The following is a 17,055-nucleotide window of genomic DNA, read 5'->3' as shown; positions in this document are numbered from 1 at the left end:
TAATGCGGCATTATCCTGCAAAATATCGAATGGATTCCGTTATAAGCGGTACGCTCGCCGTTGCGGATATGACCGTCTTACATAGGATATGATGTTGAGCTATATGATCATCTGACAGATTGGAGAGATTAGCGATGAGACGCAAAAAAAGGCCGACCCGACGTCTCAAGAGCAATGTTGGCTTGCAAAATAATGCCCAGAAGCGGTTAGAGCGATACAGGATTGGCCTGAATGAGGGCTACCGGGAAGGGCTGCAGGCAGGATTGGAAAGCTATGAGGGTTATTTTGAGGGAACCAGCATCATTATTCCAAGCTATAACCAGCTGGAAGCCGTTAAGAGCTGTATCGAAAATATTATGGACCATACGGATTTGCCTTATGAAATCATCGTCATTGACAACGGGTCAAGCGACGGTTTAGAGCAATATTTGAAGCAAATGGACGGGCAAGTGCGTTATCGTATTTTATCGGACTCGATAGGCTTCATAGGCGCGGCAAACCGAGGTTTTATGATGGCAAAGGGGACGACATTGCTGCTTCTAAACAGTTGTATTCATCCTACTGAAAATTGGCTCGATAATTTGCTTCAATGCTTGCATAGCGAGCTCAGTATCGGTATGGTTGGTCCAGTGTCGAACCAATTCAGCGGCAGTCAGCGTTTAGAATTGGAATATGAGGATTTGGCTGATATGCATGAGTTTGCGAGAGTCAATAACCAAAGCGACTCTTCCAAGTGGCATGAAGCTGAGCATTTATCCTATAGCTGCCTGATTATGCGCCGTGACCTGCTTGAGAGAGTCGGATATTGGGATGAAGGATGTCAGAATGCAGCATTTGCGGCGAAGGATTACAGCGTGCGAGTAAGATTGCAGGGTTACTCTATGGTTTATGCCCGGGACGCATATGTTCATAGCGATGAGGAACAAACAGCTGCTTTGGAAATTTCCGAATCCAGTTCTTATATCGCGAGCAAATGGAGCGGATTGAATGAGAGGATCGCGGATATGGATGTTATTGCGGAGTCTCATCAGTTTCTATTCGGGCCATTACAAGAGGGAAATAGTCATTCTCTTGGCGAAGCGGCTTTTTATCCTCGAAGAATGGTCGTGAAGGGATTAGGCAGTACCCTGTATTGGATTGAAGACAACGTTCGAAGACCCATTACGGGAGTGTGGAATGATCCGTTTATTTCTTTATCCCAGCTTGATCTGTGGCACTGGAGGATTGGCGAATCCATAGAGGCATTATCCTTGCAAGCTCTCCTTGGCAGTCAAAGCAGCATAGAAGACGTAGCCTTCCCAGGCGGACGCATTGGTGTAGGGCCTGACAAGAAAAGCTACTACCTGGAAGATGGAAGCAAACGTCCGATTTTGAGCAGGTTAGCCGTAGAGAGCTGGGGCTTGCAGATGCAAAATCAGGTATTTCTCTCGGAAGAAGAGTTAAGTGCTTTGCCGGATGGCCTGCCGATTATTGCGCCAATTAAGCTATACCAGGCGTTATAGCCTTTATTTGAGTACCATCACTGGATAAGGCGCATATGCTATAGGAGCAAAGGGGAAGAGTGCCGTGCAAAATATGATAACTGAAATTATACAGCATATGTCCCATGCCAATGAGCAGATGGCGCGTGTGCTGGAGGCAGAGCGCCATGTCGCGGTCCGCTTGTCCGAAATTGTGCTGGCGCTGCCGGATGAGCACCCGAGCTTCGGAGGCGTGTCCGGCCTTATGGAAAATACACAGGCAGTGGGACAAAATATCATTGCTTATCTAAATAGCATTGCCGATTTCCAAGAAACAATAGCTTCTCAACTCACTTATGTCGTTAGGGAGTTAAGGGAAGCCGATGCAGAAGAATGATGTTCTACTAAGGAGGCTTGGCTGGCAATGAATCGCGAACAAGCGTATATGCGTATGCTCAGCTCGACAGCGAATATGCAATGGAATATTGCAGTCATGCTAGAAGCGAAAGCAGCGGAGGCCGAGAAAATGAGAGGCTGGATTTGCAATCATGTACACAGCCACAGCTTTAATACGCAGGAGGCGCAGCTTGGGCAATCGCTTCAAATGCATGATCAGGTCATCGAGGTTATTGACGGCATTTCCAAACTGAATCAAGGCATTGTGTCGATTATGAAGGCTGTGCTTCAGCAAGAGGATGATGAATCGGAGAACTTTGGGGATTCGCTGCCAACGCTCGGCAAAGGCTTCTCCTTAGGTGACAAAAACTGATGGACAGCAGGATTACGGAACGAGAGGCTAAAATAGCCATATTAGCTTCGCTCGCAAGAAGCCAGCAGGCACTGGCACGCATTCTGGAGAGTGTTGCCGATGTCGTTGATTGTTCTTCTGAAGGAGCGAGGCTGCTGCGAGACAACGTAAGTTCCCTTACCGCTATGCAGGAAACGATCGCTGAAGCGGCGACGTGTCTTTACTGGCGCAGGCGTGTCAGATACAAAGGAAAGCCTTCGCATCCTTGGCTTCAGCCGAAGCTAACGATATACAGTAACCAGAGGGTAGGAGGAGATGCAGCTGCTGAGCAATAGGAAAAAAAACGGCACCGGTGCAGGGGAACAAATGAAAGGGTCGCGTAAGCGAGCCGGCCGAAGAGGCGCAACGGCAAAAAAGACGCTTCTGCGCCGGAAACCGATGCACAGAAAGCGTCTGACCCAGAAAGAAAACGAGCAGGCCGAGCTTGGTCAAACCTTTAATGACGGGTATAATACGGGCTTTGCCAAGGGCTTCGAGGATGGGCATCAAGCTGCGTATGAGAATAAACCTTAAATGAAAAAAACATAGAGCCCTTTGTCAGCCAGCGGCTCCTAGCGGAGCAAAATGATTGGATATAGGGCTTATTGGCGATTGGCTGGCAAAGACCAACGTAGGATGACACCAGCCTGAGTAAGGCCGCCTCCGAAGCCGTAAAGCAGCAAGAGCTGTCCTGGTGAGACTCGGCCTGCTCTAACTGCTTCATCAATGGCCAGCGGAATGGATGCAGCAGAGGTGTTGCCATACAGCTGAATGCTGGACAAGGTTTGCTCCATGGCGAATCCGGTTCTCTCGCAGAGCGATTCAATGATCCGCATATTAGCGCTGTGCGGGATAAACCAGTCGATTTGCTCCGGAAGCAAGCCGCTGTTTTCTAACAATTGCTGCACGCCCTCGGCGACGTGGCTTACTGCCCAGCGGTAAACTTCCCGGCCATTTTGCACGATAAGTCCGTTTGTTTGTATAGGATGTCCGCTGATAGCGGATGCTAAGCTGCTGCGATACAGCAGGTGGCCCCGAGTGCCATCGGTTTTGGAATATGCGGCAGTAATGTCGCCGATGCCCTCGGAGGTTTCCATTAGGAAAGCGCCTGCCCCGTCACCAAATAAAATGCAGGTCGTGCGGTCCGTATAATCGGTAATTTTGGACAAGGTTTCAGCGCCAATAACCAATATTTTACGATGCACACCTGATAGAAGCAATCCGTTCGCTAGCTGAATGGCTGCGGCAAATCCGGCACAGGCAGCCTGAATGTCCGTCGAGCCAGTGCTAGGAATACCGAAATGAGCCTGAACCTGCGAAGCTACGCTCGGAAATACTGAATCAGGCGTAGAAGTGGCCACTATAATGTAATCCACATCCGCCACGCTTACCTCGTAACGATCGATCATATTCTGAACAGCTGCGAAGCAGAGGTCGCTTGTGAATTGCTCATCTGATGCGATATGGCGTTCCTTGATTCCTGTTCGCTGAACGATCCATTCGTCATTGGTATCCACCAGCTTCTCCAAATCCGAATTGGTTAATATACGCTCAGGAACATAAGTGCCAATTGCAGTAATGACAGCATTGGATTGCATCGTGCTCATCCTTCTTTCGTTCATCGCAGCACACTTCCTCTCGTTATTAGTACCAAGTACTAGTATCTGATACCAATTTACTTCAAACCACTGTCTTTGTCAATCCGGTGAATAGCAAAACGCCAAAACGCAAACGCTAAGTAAGGGTCCGAAGCCTACGATATGATAAGGTTGGAGGGTAGCTAAATGCGCAAACAGATCGCAACTTTGTCTGCTGGTATTTTGCTAAGCACATTGCTGGCAGGCTGCATGGAAAATCACGGGGAGCTTGGGAATAAAGACATCCGTTCAAACAGCATACGATATGACGCGAATGGCAATTTATTAAAAGATAAACGATTTGCGGATGATCAAATGAACGAGCAGAACCGGATTAATGGTCGTCGATTGAACAATAATAATGTCATTGGCTCACACAAAAATTACCGGATGGAAATGAGCGAGAGCATAGCCAAGCAAATTACGGATTTGCATTCAGTAAAGTCATCCTATGTCATGCTGACGGACCATAATGCTTATGTTGCCGTTTCTTTGGATGAGGATGAGCCTAAGCTCGACGCACGAATGATGAGCAGGACCAACAGCGGTTATATGGGCAAGGAAGGTACTGCAACCAGTAGGCGAATGAGCAGCTTATCGACGGGACAGCACATGCTTACCAGCGAAATGAAGGATGAAATTGCAAATGAGGTGCGTCATTTAAAGCCAGGAGTCGAGCATGTTTATGTATCCGCGAATCCTGATTTTGTCGGACGTATGAATGCCTATATGAATGATGTAAAGCTTGGGCATCCGATTCAAGGCTTTATTGCCGAGTTCAATGCAATGACCGAGCGGATCTTTCCGGCCCAATCGGGCGAAGATAATATGGAAGGCAGAAGCATCAAGGATACAAGAATGATTTATGATTAGAATGAGTTGATCCTATTATGAAAACGAGCCTAGGTGACATGTGTCCCTAGGCTCGTTTATCTACTAATGTTTATCTCTGATTGCATAGATACATATAAATAGACAGATACTAGGGTTTCCTATGAAACCAGGCAATCATAGTATATGACAGGAGAGGAGATGGTCTAACCGCTATGAATGGCAATCGACTACTATATACTGATCGATGGTGAGAAGCCGCATGGTTGTCGGAACGGTTTCAAGCGCCAGTCATTTGCCGAGAGCAATGAGATTGGCTGAATCGATCAAGAGGCATATGCCCGGCAGCAAGGTTGTATGCGGGATTATGGAACAAGAAATGCCAAGTGCTGCGAGCCAGTGCCCTTATTTCGATGAAGTGGTTTTAATGCGCGACACTGGCAAAATTTCCGATATGCATAAAGTTTTTTTCCAATATAAGCTTCAAGAAGCTTTACGTGCCTGCAGGGCTCTGCTGGTGCAATATATGTATACCCGTTATAAAGCTGAGAATTTGATTGTTTATATGGATGCGGAAACTATGGTTGTGTCTCCGCTTGACGAGCTCACCGCTGCTGCACAGGACCATCCTATTGTTTTGACAGGGCAGGTCATTGATCCCAATTCACTAAATATGGATGATTTGGCCGGCTTTCGGAAGAGCGGCATCTATCATCCCGGGCTGATCGCTTTTGGCAGACATCCAGTCGCAGAACGTTATATAGCTGCATGGAGCAAGCTGAGCGAACGGGGCTGCTATCTGGAAACAAACCAAGTCAGCTATGCCGACCAGCCGTGGCTTGATCTTGCCCACTCGCTCTTTGAAGATGTTTATGCACTGCGTCATCCTGGATATGTCGTAGGCTCCGGGAATATGATGGAGCGGTGGAATATTCGGCAAGGAGCTGATCAAGCCTACTTTATTGATGATCGTCCGTTACGGTCTCTCGATTTCTCACATGGTTTCGAGCTCGCCGCCACCTGGATTGATTCGGATAAAGGCCAAATGTACGGTGATTTATTTTATGAATATCGTATAGAAGTGGAAAAGCTAGGGAGCAGCGGGCTTCACCATACGCCTTGGAGCTATGGCAGCTACACTAGCGGAGAAGCCATCACGGATCAAGCCAAGGAAATGTTTCGCCTCCATTATTTTGACAATCCCGAGATCGAATCTCCGTTTGAGTTATCGAATATCTTTTTCCATGCCGATGAGCCGGTAGAGGAAAGGGAGCAACACGCTCCCGAACCTGGCCAAAGGATCGCTTCAAAGTCAAATCGAGGCATACGCGCGAAAAAAAGAAGAATAGCCCGCAAAAAAATAAGCTCAACTCGCAAAAAGCGCAGCCGCTCCTAGCTGTAACTCAAATAAGGAACCATACAAACATGCACCTCGCCTGAGCAGGTGCATGTTTGTATTTATTTTAATCTGGCTCTGTGTTTCGTATAACCAAAATGAGTTTCCACGTAGCGGGTAGCCCGCGCCACTTGCTGCTCGTAATAATTAGAGTCTGCCATGAGAGCTTCGATCTTTTGCTGTACTTCGGCCGGTTTTGCATAGATGGCCGCTTCGCCAAACAGCTCCTTGTAGCTTGGCGGGAGGATGACGGGAACTTCAGCGGCCATCGCTTCGAAAATGACTCTGCCAAATGCTTCGACGCAATCCGGATGCGTAAAGTAGACGAAAACGTCAAGTTTGGCCAGAAAGAATTTTGGAGCGCGGGCGCCAAAGGGCTGAACATGCCAGTTGCTAGGAAGCTTCCCGAGTATTTTTCTTGGCGTGCGGGCACCTCCGAGAACATGGATCTCATATTTTGAGGAGGACGGATAGATCGCTAACAGGTCATTTCGATTGGAGGGCCATTTTACATAAGCGTCTCTGGAATGCCTACCGATGCGGATGACGCCATTTTTGGCTGGACGGCTTTTTCTTTTCCATTCTCTAGTATTGATAATGTTTACCCAATCCTCTGCAGCCAAGCGAATGTTTCTCAGGTCCTGGGCGTGATACTGCTGAAGCGTCTTCCTTACCTGTGGCCCGATTGGATGCCAGATGCCGGATTTGCCGAAGTACTGCCTGACTCTGCGCTGGCAGCGTCCGATACGGTAGACGGTTTGGCCATTGCCCCCGTAATCTTTTTTGGGCGTCTGATTGATAATGATATGAATGTTCTGTGCGCTGATCCTTGGTTTCAGGCGCCTTCGTACATGAAGGATGCGGGGGTGCCGGATAATGAGCGTCTTGCAGGAGGCTCTGGCTGCCGGACGCAGCAAGCGGATGCGGGTGCCGTCAATCATACGCCTGATTTTAGGATTAAGCCGTTTGGCTTTGCTGTTTGGATGTCCAGACATTTGGTATAAGCCCGTCGTGAGGCCTGCCTTTTTTTGAGCTTTCATTTCTTCGATATTGGATGAGGTTGTGCCTCCGGGCAAGCGGAAATCAGACATCATAATGACATCGAAACGGCTGCGGGATCGGCGGTGTTTTCTGGCCATGTATTCACCACTTTCGAATCATTTGCTTTCTGTCAGATCACCATTATCCTATGCAGGAGACCGCTCTGGGAATAAGGCGAATGCAAGGGGAGCGGCAAATTGGGCTGCAATCCTCTCCTCATAATTTCTAGTAAAGGGTCCAAACGATTAATAGATTCTCTCATATACTATCTGAACGAATCTATTTTACTAGAGAGAAGGCGAGAGATTAGCATATGAACGATACAGGCAGCCGCAATAGAATAAGCAATCGAGGCAAGCAGCGAACAGTAGCTGTTGTAGGATTGGGCTATGTCGGCCTTCCGCTAGCCTTGCTTTTCGTGCAACGAGGTTTTCAAGTGATGGGCATTGATTTGGATGTGCAAAAAATAGAAAGGCTGAAGCAGGGAAAAAGCTATATAACCGATATTGATGACGAGGCGGTGCAATTGGCCTTAGAAAAGCAGCTCTTTGTTCCATTAGCCGATTATGGCATGTTACAAGCGGCGGAGGCCATCGTTATTTGTGTTCCGACGCCGCTGACCGCTTCGGGAGAGCCTGATTTGAGCTGCTTGACGCAAGCAGCCGCCGAAATAAGCACAAGATTGAAGGAGGAGCAGCTTGTCATTCTGGAGAGCTCCACGTACCCGGGCACAACCAAGGAGGTGTTGCTGCCGCTGCTGCTCCAGTCCGGCTTAGCAGTTGGAGAGGGCTTCCATCTCGCATACTCGCCGGAGCGGGTAGATCCTGGCAACCAGCATTATTCGGTGCAGGATATTCCAAAGGTGGTTAGCGGGGTCACTGCGAGATGCTTGCAGCGCGTTGTAGAGTTATACAAGCAGCTGTTTGCTACGGTCCATCCCGTCTCTTCTACTGAAACGGCGGAAATGACTAAAATATTGGAGAATGCTTATCGGCTTATCAATATTTCATTTATTTATGAAATGGCGATGATCTGCGATGTTTTGGAGCTGAACGTGTGGGAAATTATAGAGGCAGCAAGCACCAAACCTTTCGGCTATAAAGCTTTTTATCCGGGACCGGGCATCGGAGGACATTGTATCCCTGTAGACCCTTCCTATTTGGAGTGGAAAATAAACCAATTGGGCATCCAATCCGATTTTATAAGGCTGTCTAATGCAATTAATCATCGAATGCCCTTGTATATCGTACAGCAGTTGAAGCTTCATTTTGCGCCGAAGCCGCTTTCGGATCTCCGAATATTCGTTTACGGTGCGGCGTATAAGCCGGATATCGCCGATTGCAGAGAATCGGCATCGATTGAGCTCCTTCATTTGCTTCAGCGCGAAGGCGCTGCTGTGACCTACCATGATCCTTATGTCCCGTCGCTGCTCGTGGGAGAGCAGCAGCTGATAAGTACAGAATTGAGCGAAGCGACGCTGAAGGCAGCCGATTGCTTCATTATTGCTACTCATCATTCCAGCCTCCCGCTAGCATTCGTGCTGGAGCATGCCTCCTTTATTTACGATACGCGTTATGCGACCGGAGCGATCGAGGACAAAACCAAAATCACGACGCTAGGGGGAGGTGGAAAGTGAAGCGAGGGGGGAAAATCAGAAACCTTTCATCCGGCATAGAAGAAGCTGACGCAACCAAAGAAGAAACGGCAGGTCCGGTTAAGGCACTTGCTGGCGTGACTGTCATTACCGCGACCAATCGGCCGCAGTTTATCAAAAATCTGTTCGCCAACTACAAACGGCAGCAGTGGAAGGTAAAGGAAATTATCGTGCTGCTCAATCATAAAAGCATGAGCGTAGAGCGCTACAAGAAAGAGGCTGGCAGCCTAGGACAGGTTTCGGTTTATAAGCTGCCCCCAAAGTGGACGCTGGGCAAATGCCTGAATTTCGGCATCAAGCGGTCCCGTTACGAAATCATTGCCAAATTTGATGACGATGATTATTATGCGAGGAAATATTTAACAGAAGCGATGAATAAGTTTGAGAAATCACAAGCAGACCTGGTCGGAAAATCGAGGTTTTATATGTATTTCAATCATTCTTCGAAGCTGATGTTGGCAACGATGCCTGGAAAAGGACGTGTTGCCGGCGCAACCATGCTGTTCAAAAAAGCAATGTATCCGGCAGTCGCCTTTAAAAACTTGAAGAAAGGTACGGATATGCGATTTCAAAGGGACAGCCTGCGGCATGGCTTTCGAGTAGAGTCGACGGGGCCCTACCATTTTGCTGCCCTAAGAAGAGTTAATCAGAGGACGCATACCTGGAAGGTGACGAAGCGGACAATCAAGCTGCTCCGGGCCAAAAAAGTCGCACAAACGGTGAAGTACCGGCATCTGGTGCAGCAAGCAGAGAAGCTCAAATAAGGATGGCCGCTGCCATCCTTATTTGAGCTTCTATAGCTTGTTGTATTTATTCATTTGATACACGCGCTGCTGAATTTTCAGGTAATCATGCTCGATGCTGGTATCGTACCAGCGCTCCTTGTAGACGTACCCGATGGATTTGCGCGTTTGTCCCATTTGATTCAAGGCGTCCGTCAATTGGATTTCTCCGCCGATACCAGGGCGAGTCTTCCTCAGAAGTTCGAAGATACCGGGTTCCAAAATGTACCTTCCCATGACGGCAAGCTGCGATGGAGGGTGATGAGCAGGCTTTTCCACGATCGAATCGACCTCATAGACGCGGCTATACAGCTGCTTAGCTGAAGCGACGCCATATTGGGAAAGCAGCTCGGGCGCTACCGTTTGCAGGCCGATAATATTGGTTTTGTACTTTTCATAATTTTGAATCAAAGGGTTGAGCAAGGAGGTTCGGTTCAGGCTAAGCTGATCGGGCAGGAGGACGGCAAATGGCTCGCCTGCGGCAAATGATTGGCCATGCAGTACGGCATGCCCGAGGCCAAGCGCATCGTATTGGCGAATATATTGGATATTCGCTTCAGAAGGCAGTATTTTGTGCAGCAAGCTATCCTTATTGGTGGCATACAAATGGGATTCAAGCTCAACCGAGCGGTCAAAATAGTTCATGATTTCTGTTTTGTTGCGGGATAAAATAATGAGAATATCGGTAATGCCGGCATCAATAGCCTCTTTAACGACATAGTCGATGGCGGGCCGGTTTCCAATGGGAAACAATTCCTTCGGAATGGCTTTCGTTATCGGTAAATTGCGAATTCCGTAGCCGGCGGCTGGAATAATCGCTTTACGAATCAATATAATCACCTCTTCGTTCATTTGCCTCTCTAACTCTAGTTTATTAAAACCATAGGGTTTTGTAGCTTGTCTCTGCATAAAAAGGCAGTTGTACGAGTTTCTTTCTTTATAAAGCGCCTTTGAAAGCTAGAGTCCAATTGTTCGTAGACGTAGTTATGCATCCACTCTAATCTTGTAAAAAATCATATACATAATAAGGAGATTCTATGGCACTAAGGAGGGAGGTTGCGAAATGAAAGGCGTAATACTGGCAGGGGGGTCCGGTACGAGACTAGCTCCATTGACGAGACTGATGAACAAGCATCTATTGCCTGTTGGCAAATATCCGATGATCTATTATGCGATTAGAAAGCTGGCGGATGCCGGCATTAAAGATATTCTACTCGTTATTGGGAAGCAGTCGGCAGGGCTATATCTTGAGTTTCTGGGAAGCGGCCATGTGTTTGGAGTCCAAATTGTCTATAAAATACAGGATCAGCCCGGCGGTGTTGCTGAAGCGCTTGCACTTGCCTCCGGCTTTATTCATCCGAACGAGGACTTTGTTGTATTGCTTGGGGATAATTTGTTTGAGGATTCGCTCAGGGAATATGTGGAGCAGTTTCAATCCGGAGCCGGAGAGGCTATGGTCTTGCTCAAGAAGGTAGAGGATCCTGAGAGATTCGGCGTTCCGCGCATCGAAGAGGGGCAAATTATTTCAATCGAAGAAAAACCGGATCAACCGGGTTCTGATTATTGCGTTACTGGAATTTATATGTACAACGCTGAAGTTTTCGAAGTCATTCGTATGCTTCTTCCCTCGGGAAGAGGTGAGCTTGAGATTACGGATGTCAACAATTATTATGCGGCAAGGAAGACGCTTCAGCACAGCAGCCTAAAGGGCTGGTGGTGCGATGCCGGGACGTTCGCCTCGCTGCAGGAAGCGGGACTGCGTCTAGCAAATGAGAAATTCGATTAAGTAGGGTAGCTAGACTGGGGCATGATCTGTGCCACAGTCTATTTTTTTGCAACTAAATAGAAGAGCAAGCCTCCCATGGTAACAGATGCCGTGGCGGTCATAAGGATCAAACATACTATGGGATAGGGTTGAATGCATAGAGTCACCAAGTATACTGCCATTACAGATACAAGGGAAGGAAAAAAGATTATGAAATCCAAAAATCTTAAGGTCCGTCCTAAGCTGATCTTGCGATCAAAAAGGAAAATCAGAAGAAGAAGCGGCTGGAGCGGCATAGGGCGAAAGAAACCGCAAGGGGACAGGAGTGGCAGCCGCGAGGAGGGCTATTATGCAGGCTGGAGAGACGGTTACCGGGACGGGCGCTGGGTTGCGATCCAGTCGGGCGTATGCAAGCCGAAAATCGCTTATGTCATACCAGGCTGCTCCATCTCCGGCGGTGTTGCGGTCATTCTCCAACATGCCAATCGCCTTAAGCAGCGCGGCTATGATGTTGTCCTCGTATCTCTGGATGGCAACACGCATGTCGGCTGGCATCCGGTTCACGTGCCGATCGTAACCGAATCGCGCGCTCCGTCTGACCGGGATATTGTTATCGCGACTTTTTGGGCTACGCTGAACGCCGCCAGAAGAATCGAAGCGAAAAAAAGGTTCTATTTCATCCAATCGGATGAATCTAGGTTTTATGCTCCCTCATCCGAGCAATCCAAGCTCGCGTACCAAACGTACAAAGTGAGCGATTTTACGTTTCTGACGATGGCAGGCTGGCTTCAGCGCTGGCTTGAGCAGACATTTAAGAAACAAACGATTTATATCCCGAATGGACTTGATGTTGAGCTGATGCACGAGACGCAGCCTTTTGCCCCTAAAGGGGACAAAATCAGAGTGCTGCTGGAAGGGCCAATCGCCGTGCCTTACAAAGGAATGAGCGATGCATTTGCCGCAGTCCGGGATTTGAACTGCGAGGTCTGGTGCGTAAGCTCGGCAGGCCGTCCAGCCGCTTCCTGGCGATGTGACCGTTTTTTTGAGAGTGTATCGTATGAAACGATGAAGCATATCTACTCCAGCTGCGATATTTTGCTCAAGATGAGCCGAGTGGAAAGTTTCCTGTACCCGCCACTCGAAATGATGGCATGCGGGGGAGTTCCTGTCGTGGCTGACGTTACAGGCACCGACGAATATTTACTCGACAACTATAATGGACTCGTCATACCGAATGATGTCCGTGCAGCGTCTAATGCCGTGCAGAGACTCATTTCCGATCCGGCACTGCGCGAGCGTCTGATTGCAGGCGGCCGCGAAACGGTGCAGAAATGGGACTGGAACCGCAGCATAGATTTACTGGAACGGGCGCTTGTCGGCAACGCTTGATCGCTAGACGAGTGGAGAAAGAGGTGAGACCATCCTGCAGCAGAAACCGAGAAAGAAGAGCTTGAATGCTAGGCTTCGGAAACAAGCCAAGGGCATAATATCAGCAAGAAAACAAGCGGGAGCAGACGAGAGCGGATGGGAGGCCGGGCGCCAGGCCGGATGGAAGCACGGTTACCATGTCGGCGCCTGCGAAGCGCTGCAGCAAAAGATTCCTCCCTCAGTCAGCGCGCAGCATCCTATCCGTTTGTTATATGTCCGCGCTGGTCTTAAAGGACCCTTCCCTGACCTGGATCAAGCCGTCACAGAGGCGCTGCGGGGTATGGTCAGCGAGCTGATCATCGCTGGCCCGTCAGACAATCTTATAGCGCTTGCTGCCCGCAGCAGGCCGGATTTGGTGCTGGTGATGCACGGCACGCAGGTGCCGGGAAGCCAGGTGCAAGGGATACGTGCGCTCGGCATCAAAACGGCGATCTGGCTTGTCGATGAGCCTTACGTTACGGACGTGACCACCGTTATTGCACCGCAGTACGAATGGTTATTTACGCATGAGCTGGCATCTATTCCGATCTATCGCCAGCTTGGCTGCCAGGTTCATTATATGCCGCTGGCAGTGAATCCCGCCGTCTACAAGCCCAAATATGTTGCTCCCCAGTACCAGAGCGATATTTGCTTTATTGGCAATGCCTTCTTCAACCGGGTCAGCTTGATTGATCGCATTGCTCCAACGCTGGCCGCCCGTGATACAAGAATCGTCGGCTTGTTTTGGAAACGGCTCAGTCGCTACAGAAGCTTAAGCAAAGGCATCCGGGTATCTTGGATCAGCGCAGATGAAGCAGCCAGCTACTACAACGGCGCCAAAATTGTGATTAATATACATCGCTCCCATGATGATAAAGTGCACAACAAAAATAGCCGTAACCTTCCCGGTTTGTCCATTAACCCGCGGACGTATGAAATTTCCGCAAGCGGCGCGTTTCAACTAACGGATGTGCGCCAGGATCTAGCCGATTTTTATATGCCGGGGGTAGAGCTCGAAACCTACTCCTCCGCCAATGAGCTGGTGGATAAAATCGTCTATTATTTGCAAAATGAGGAGCAACGGAAGCAAATCGCATTAAATGGCTTCAAAAAAACGCTAGCGCAGCACACGTATCAAAAAAGGATAAGCCAGCTGCTGCAAATCGTCTTTCCATGAGCAGTGCGGTACACGCAAAGGGAGGTGAGGACATATGCGCAGACGATCGCTCCGCAAGCGCAAGCGCCCGAAAATTATTCATAAAAAGAATAGAGCCGTCTATCAAGCTAGATACGCAGCAGGTTATAGGGACGGCAGAGTGAAGGGAGCCGCCAGCTATCATGAACCTTTTGCCGGTACCAGCATCATTATTCCTACCTATAACCAGTTGGGTTACTTGCGCGGCTGCATAGAAAGTATTCAGCGCTACACGAATGAGCCCTACGAGATGATCATTATCGACAATGGTTCAACCGATGGGACGCCTGCCTATTTAAAATCGCTTTCGGGAACGGTGCGGTACAAAATTTTCTCCAAAAACCTTGGGTTTGCCGGCGGTGTCAACCAAGGGCTGATGATGGCCAAAGGAACGACTATCGTCATCCTCAATAATGACACGCTAGTGACGACAAACTGGCTGTCTAATTTGCTCCTGTGCTTGAGAAGCGATCCATCGATTGGGCTGGTTGGCCCTGTAACGAATTATTTATCCAATGACCAGAAAATTGAGGTCAATTACAAAAATATGGTAGAGATGCAAAGCTTCGCCCAAAACCATAATCATTCCGATTCGCAGCGCTGGAGAAGATCGAAGGGCATTATGGGCTTTTGCCTGCTTCTGACAAGAGAGGTCCTGCAAAGAGTGGGCTATTTTGACGAGGGGTATGTCATTGGCACCTGTGAGGATGTCGATTATTATCTCCGTATCCGGCTGCTTGGGCTTGATCTCGTTGTCGCGGAGGATACGTTCATTCACCATTACGGCAGCGTAACGATGCGCTCTTTTCTCGATGCTTCCTTGCTTAATAACGCATTTTTTCTCGAGAAATGGGGCGATTGGGAAAAAATTGGCAGGCTGGAAAAGGTGATGGATTCCGTATTTTCCGGGCAACAGCGCAAGGGTTCTGATTTTTACCCCAGCCATATTCTCGTAACCGGAACCGATTCTAAATTGTATTGGGTGGAAAATGGGCTTAGGTATATCGTGCACAGCTCGAATGCGCCGCGAAATGATGCCGTCAGGCTTCCACAGCTTGAGCTGTGGAACTGGCCAATTGGAGGCGATATTTCTGAAGCTACCGTTCAGCAGAAAATAAATGCGCTCTCCGTTCTCACAACAGCGATTATCGAAGGGGGATTCGTCATTACGCAGGATGGTGAAATCCATCAGCTTACCGAAGGCAAGCTGCACCGCATGACGACTAAGCAGGCGTTCAAGGCATGGGGGCTTGAGCATCGTTATATCCGTCCTTTAACGGAGGGCGACAAAAAACAGTTTTCGGATGGTTTGCCGATCATAGCTCCTCCGATCATTAAGGCTGACAATATATAAGTATGCGATAAGGAGGACGTTATTTTGGCGATCAAAAGGAAAAAAAGCACGGTTGGCAGAATAGGCAGAGGCAAAAAGACGCAAAGAACCGGCCGCGCGAGCAGGAGCCGTCGCAGCGGGAGCACGCTAAGAAAAGGGAAGCGGCGCGGGGGAACGCTGAAGAAGCGTTCGAGAGGAGCGACGCGGCTGCGGAGGAAAGGCGGGCCGTTTCATTCCGGCTATGACCAAGGATACCGGGAGGGCCATTCCAAAGGCTTTGAAGATGCGCATCAAGATGCCTATATGAACAATCCCGGTGCTGCCCAGCAAGCAGGCCAGCCGAGCCAGGGGAGCACGCAGATAGCCGTTCAAGCTCCGAGTGAAGCGGATATCGCCAGTGTAGCGGGTGCGCGGATCGGAATTTTGTATATTTGCACAGGGAAGTATAAGCTGTTCTGGGAAAATTTCTTTCAGAGCGCCGAAGCCTATTTCCTCCCGGGCTATTCGAAAACCTATTATGTGTTTACGGATGCCGAATCGATCGCGGCCGAAGAGAGAGACAACGTCAAACGAATATATCAGGATAATTTAGGTTGGCCAGGCAATACGCTGCTACGTTACGCGATTTTTAGAAACGTGGTGCAGCAGTTGGAGCAGGAATGCGATTTCGTTTATTTCTTCAACGCGAATATGGAGTTCGTAGAAGCCGTTCGCGAGGAGATTCTGCCCATCCATGAAGGAATCGTCGCAGTGCAGCACCCGGGCTTCTACAATCGGCCGCGCCATGAGCTCGATTACGAGAAGAACCCGCAAAGCCTCGCCTATATTCCCGAAGGAGTAGGCACCCATTATTACATGGGCGGCTTAAACGGGGGGCGGACAGAGCATTATATGAACCTCATCCGCGTGCTGGATGAAAGCATACGTGCCGATATGAGCAATGGAATTAATGCCGTCTGGTACGATGAGTCCCATCTAAATAAATATTTGACCGATAAAAATCCAAGGGTCATGACTCCTTCTTACGGATTCGTAGAAGGCGCGGAGCTGCCGTTCCCGGCAAAAATATTAATTCGCGACAAAAACAATTTTGGCGGCCATGACTATTTAAGAAGCTGACATGAAAAGAAGCCGCAAGCGATTCGGAGAGCTCCGAGCGCTTGCGGCTTTTTTTGAAATATAGGAAAGGATATCATTTCGCTATCTCTTCTCTATATTTCTCGGAATGAAACGCGCTGCGCCGCCAAAGGACGGCGACAGCCGTTTCACCTTGCTACATAAGTTGAACCAAAGATTCTCGTTTTGGTCGCTGCGTGCGCAGAGCATTCTATGGTGGCGCGGTTGCTGCCAGATTATTTGATTGACTAAGACATGTATAAGTAAGAATTCGGCTAGGAAAGCGACGTTTCGTTTCTCTAGAGCGATCTTTTCATTTCGCTTATTCTTTATTACTACTGTTCAACATCTCTATATCACTAAAACCCCTCCATAAGCTGCCCAATTGAAGCCGCTGGGCTAGAATAGATCTATTTTTTAGACCTATTTTATCCATTTCGGCCATTTGCGCCGGAATAGATCTAAAAATTAGATCTATTTCCCCAAAACCTAGCCAAATTCGGCTCATTTGGGGCAGCTGAGCTAGAATAGATCTATTTTTTAGACCTATATTATCCATTTCGGCCATTTGCGCCGGAATAGATCTAAAAAATAGATCTATTTCTCCAAACCTAGCCAAATCCAGTTTAATTGGAGTCGCTAGGCTAGATA

The 17,055-nt window shown here is 48.6% G+C and carries 17 protein-coding genes; 14 read left to right on the top strand and 3 right to left on the bottom strand.

Going from position 1 to position 17,055, the window contains the following annotated elements; genetic code table 11:
* Positions 1-134: 134 nt before the first annotated feature.
* The 5 genes from FJQ58_RS16795 (at position 135) to FJQ58_RS16775 (ending at position 2,781) form a co-directional block, all read left to right on the top strand.
* Positions 135-1,502, top strand: coding sequence for a glycosyltransferase family 2 protein (locus FJQ58_RS16795; RefSeq protein ID WP_139995438.1), 1,368 nt, complete (start codon positions 135-137; stop codon positions 1,500-1,502).
* Between the two features lie 73 nt (positions 1,503-1,575).
* A complete protein-coding gene (locus tag FJQ58_RS16790) occupies positions 1,576-1,857 on the top strand; it encodes a nucleoside-diphosphate sugar epimerase (protein ID WP_338016148.1) in 282 nt (93 codons plus the stop codon).
* 27 nt (positions 1,858-1,884) lie between these two features.
* The gene (locus FJQ58_RS16785) at positions 1,885-2,229 is read left to right on the top strand and encodes an alpha-helical endospore appendage domain-containing protein (protein WP_139995435.1); all 345 of its coding nucleotides are present in this window, start codon (positions 1,885-1,887) and stop codon (positions 2,227-2,229) included.
* Positions 2,229-2,543 (top strand): hypothetical protein, encoded by a 315-nt coding sequence (locus FJQ58_RS16780; RefSeq protein WP_139995433.1) that lies wholly within the window; start codon positions 2,229-2,231, stop codon positions 2,541-2,543. The genes FJQ58_RS16785 and FJQ58_RS16780 overlap by 1 nt, the downstream gene beginning before the upstream one ends.
* Positions 2,524-2,781, top strand: coding sequence for a hypothetical protein (locus FJQ58_RS16775; protein WP_139995431.1), 258 nt, complete (start codon positions 2,524-2,526; stop codon positions 2,779-2,781). Before FJQ58_RS16780 ends, FJQ58_RS16775 begins: the two co-directional genes overlap by 20 nt.
* Before the next feature lie 68 nt (positions 2,782-2,849).
* Here the strand turns inward: FJQ58_RS16775 and FJQ58_RS16770 are convergent, their stop codons facing one another.
* On the bottom strand, positions 2,850-3,869 hold the full coding sequence (locus FJQ58_RS16770) for a ketoacyl-ACP synthase III (protein ID WP_238404094.1): 1,020 nt from the start codon (positions 3,867-3,869) through the stop codon (positions 2,850-2,852).
* A gap of 162 nt (positions 3,870-4,031) precedes the next feature.
* Here FJQ58_RS16770 and FJQ58_RS16765 point away from each other — a divergent pair, with 162 nt between their 5' ends.
* A complete protein-coding gene (locus FJQ58_RS16765) occupies positions 4,032-4,757 on the top strand; it encodes a YhcN/YlaJ family sporulation lipoprotein (RefSeq protein WP_139995429.1) in 726 nt (241 codons plus the stop codon).
* Positions 4,758-4,977: 220 nt separating this feature from the next.
* On the top strand, positions 4,978-6,111 hold the full coding sequence (locus tag FJQ58_RS16760; RefSeq protein WP_139995427.1) for a hypothetical protein: 1,134 nt from the start codon (positions 4,978-4,980) through the stop codon (positions 6,109-6,111).
* A gap of 62 nt (positions 6,112-6,173) precedes the next feature.
* Here the strand turns inward: FJQ58_RS16760 and FJQ58_RS16755 are convergent, their stop codons facing one another.
* On the bottom strand, positions 6,174-7,250 hold the full coding sequence (locus FJQ58_RS16755; protein ID WP_139995425.1) for a glycosyltransferase: 1,077 nt from the start codon (positions 7,248-7,250) through the stop codon (positions 6,174-6,176).
* Positions 7,251-7,465: 215 nt separating this feature from the next.
* On the opposite strand from FJQ58_RS16755, the gene FJQ58_RS16750 reads away from it, so the two are divergent.
* Positions 7,466-8,788, top strand: coding sequence for a nucleotide sugar dehydrogenase (locus tag FJQ58_RS16750; protein ID WP_139995423.1), 1,323 nt, complete (start codon positions 7,466-7,468; stop codon positions 8,786-8,788).
* Positions 8,785-9,570, top strand: coding sequence for a glycosyltransferase family 2 protein (locus tag FJQ58_RS16745; RefSeq protein WP_162341527.1), 786 nt, complete (start codon positions 8,785-8,787; stop codon positions 9,568-9,570). The genes FJQ58_RS16750 and FJQ58_RS16745 overlap by 4 nt, the downstream gene beginning before the upstream one ends.
* 30 nt (positions 9,571-9,600) lie before the next feature.
* On the opposite strand, the gene FJQ58_RS16740 is transcribed toward FJQ58_RS16745, so the two are convergent.
* Positions 9,601-10,419: a UTP--glucose-1-phosphate uridylyltransferase gene (locus tag FJQ58_RS16740; RefSeq protein ID WP_420799844.1), complete on the bottom strand. Its 819-nt coding sequence runs from the start codon at positions 10,417-10,419 to the stop codon at positions 9,601-9,603.
* A 232-nt stretch (positions 10,420-10,651) separates the two neighbouring features.
* On the opposite strand from FJQ58_RS16740, the gene FJQ58_RS16735 reads away from it, so the two are divergent.
* The 5 genes from FJQ58_RS16735 (at position 10,652) to FJQ58_RS16715 (ending at position 16,407) form a co-directional block, all read left to right on the top strand.
* Positions 10,652-11,374: a sugar phosphate nucleotidyltransferase gene (locus FJQ58_RS16735; protein ID WP_139995419.1), complete on the top strand. Its 723-nt coding sequence runs from the start codon at positions 10,652-10,654 to the stop codon at positions 11,372-11,374.
* A 189-nt stretch (positions 11,375-11,563) separates the two neighbouring features.
* Positions 11,564-12,742 (top strand): glycosyltransferase family 4 protein, encoded by a 1,179-nt coding sequence (locus FJQ58_RS16730; RefSeq protein WP_162341525.1) that lies wholly within the window; start codon positions 11,564-11,566, stop codon positions 12,740-12,742.
* Between the two features lie 61 nt (positions 12,743-12,803).
* Entirely contained in the window at positions 12,804-13,937 is a 1,134-nt protein-coding gene (locus FJQ58_RS16725) for a CgeB family protein (protein WP_139995415.1), read from the top strand.
* A 34-nt stretch (positions 13,938-13,971) separates the two neighbouring features.
* Complete coding sequence (locus FJQ58_RS16720; RefSeq protein ID WP_139995413.1) at positions 13,972-15,309, top strand: glycosyltransferase family 2 protein; 1,338 nt, start codon at positions 13,972-13,974, stop codon at positions 15,307-15,309.
* A gap of 24 nt (positions 15,310-15,333) precedes the next feature.
* The gene (locus FJQ58_RS16715; RefSeq protein WP_139995411.1) at positions 15,334-16,407 is read left to right on the top strand and encodes a family 6 glucosyltransferase; all 1,074 of its coding nucleotides are present in this window, start codon (positions 15,334-15,336) and stop codon (positions 16,405-16,407) included.
* Positions 16,408-17,055: the final 648 nt, after the last annotated feature.

The organism is Paenibacillus paridis (assembly GCF_006345825.1).
In the GTDB taxonomy this organism is placed as follows: Bacteria; Bacillota; Bacilli; order Paenibacillales; family Paenibacillaceae; genus Pristimantibacillus; species Pristimantibacillus paridis.
This window is presented reverse-complemented; position numbering and strand designations above follow the sequence as displayed.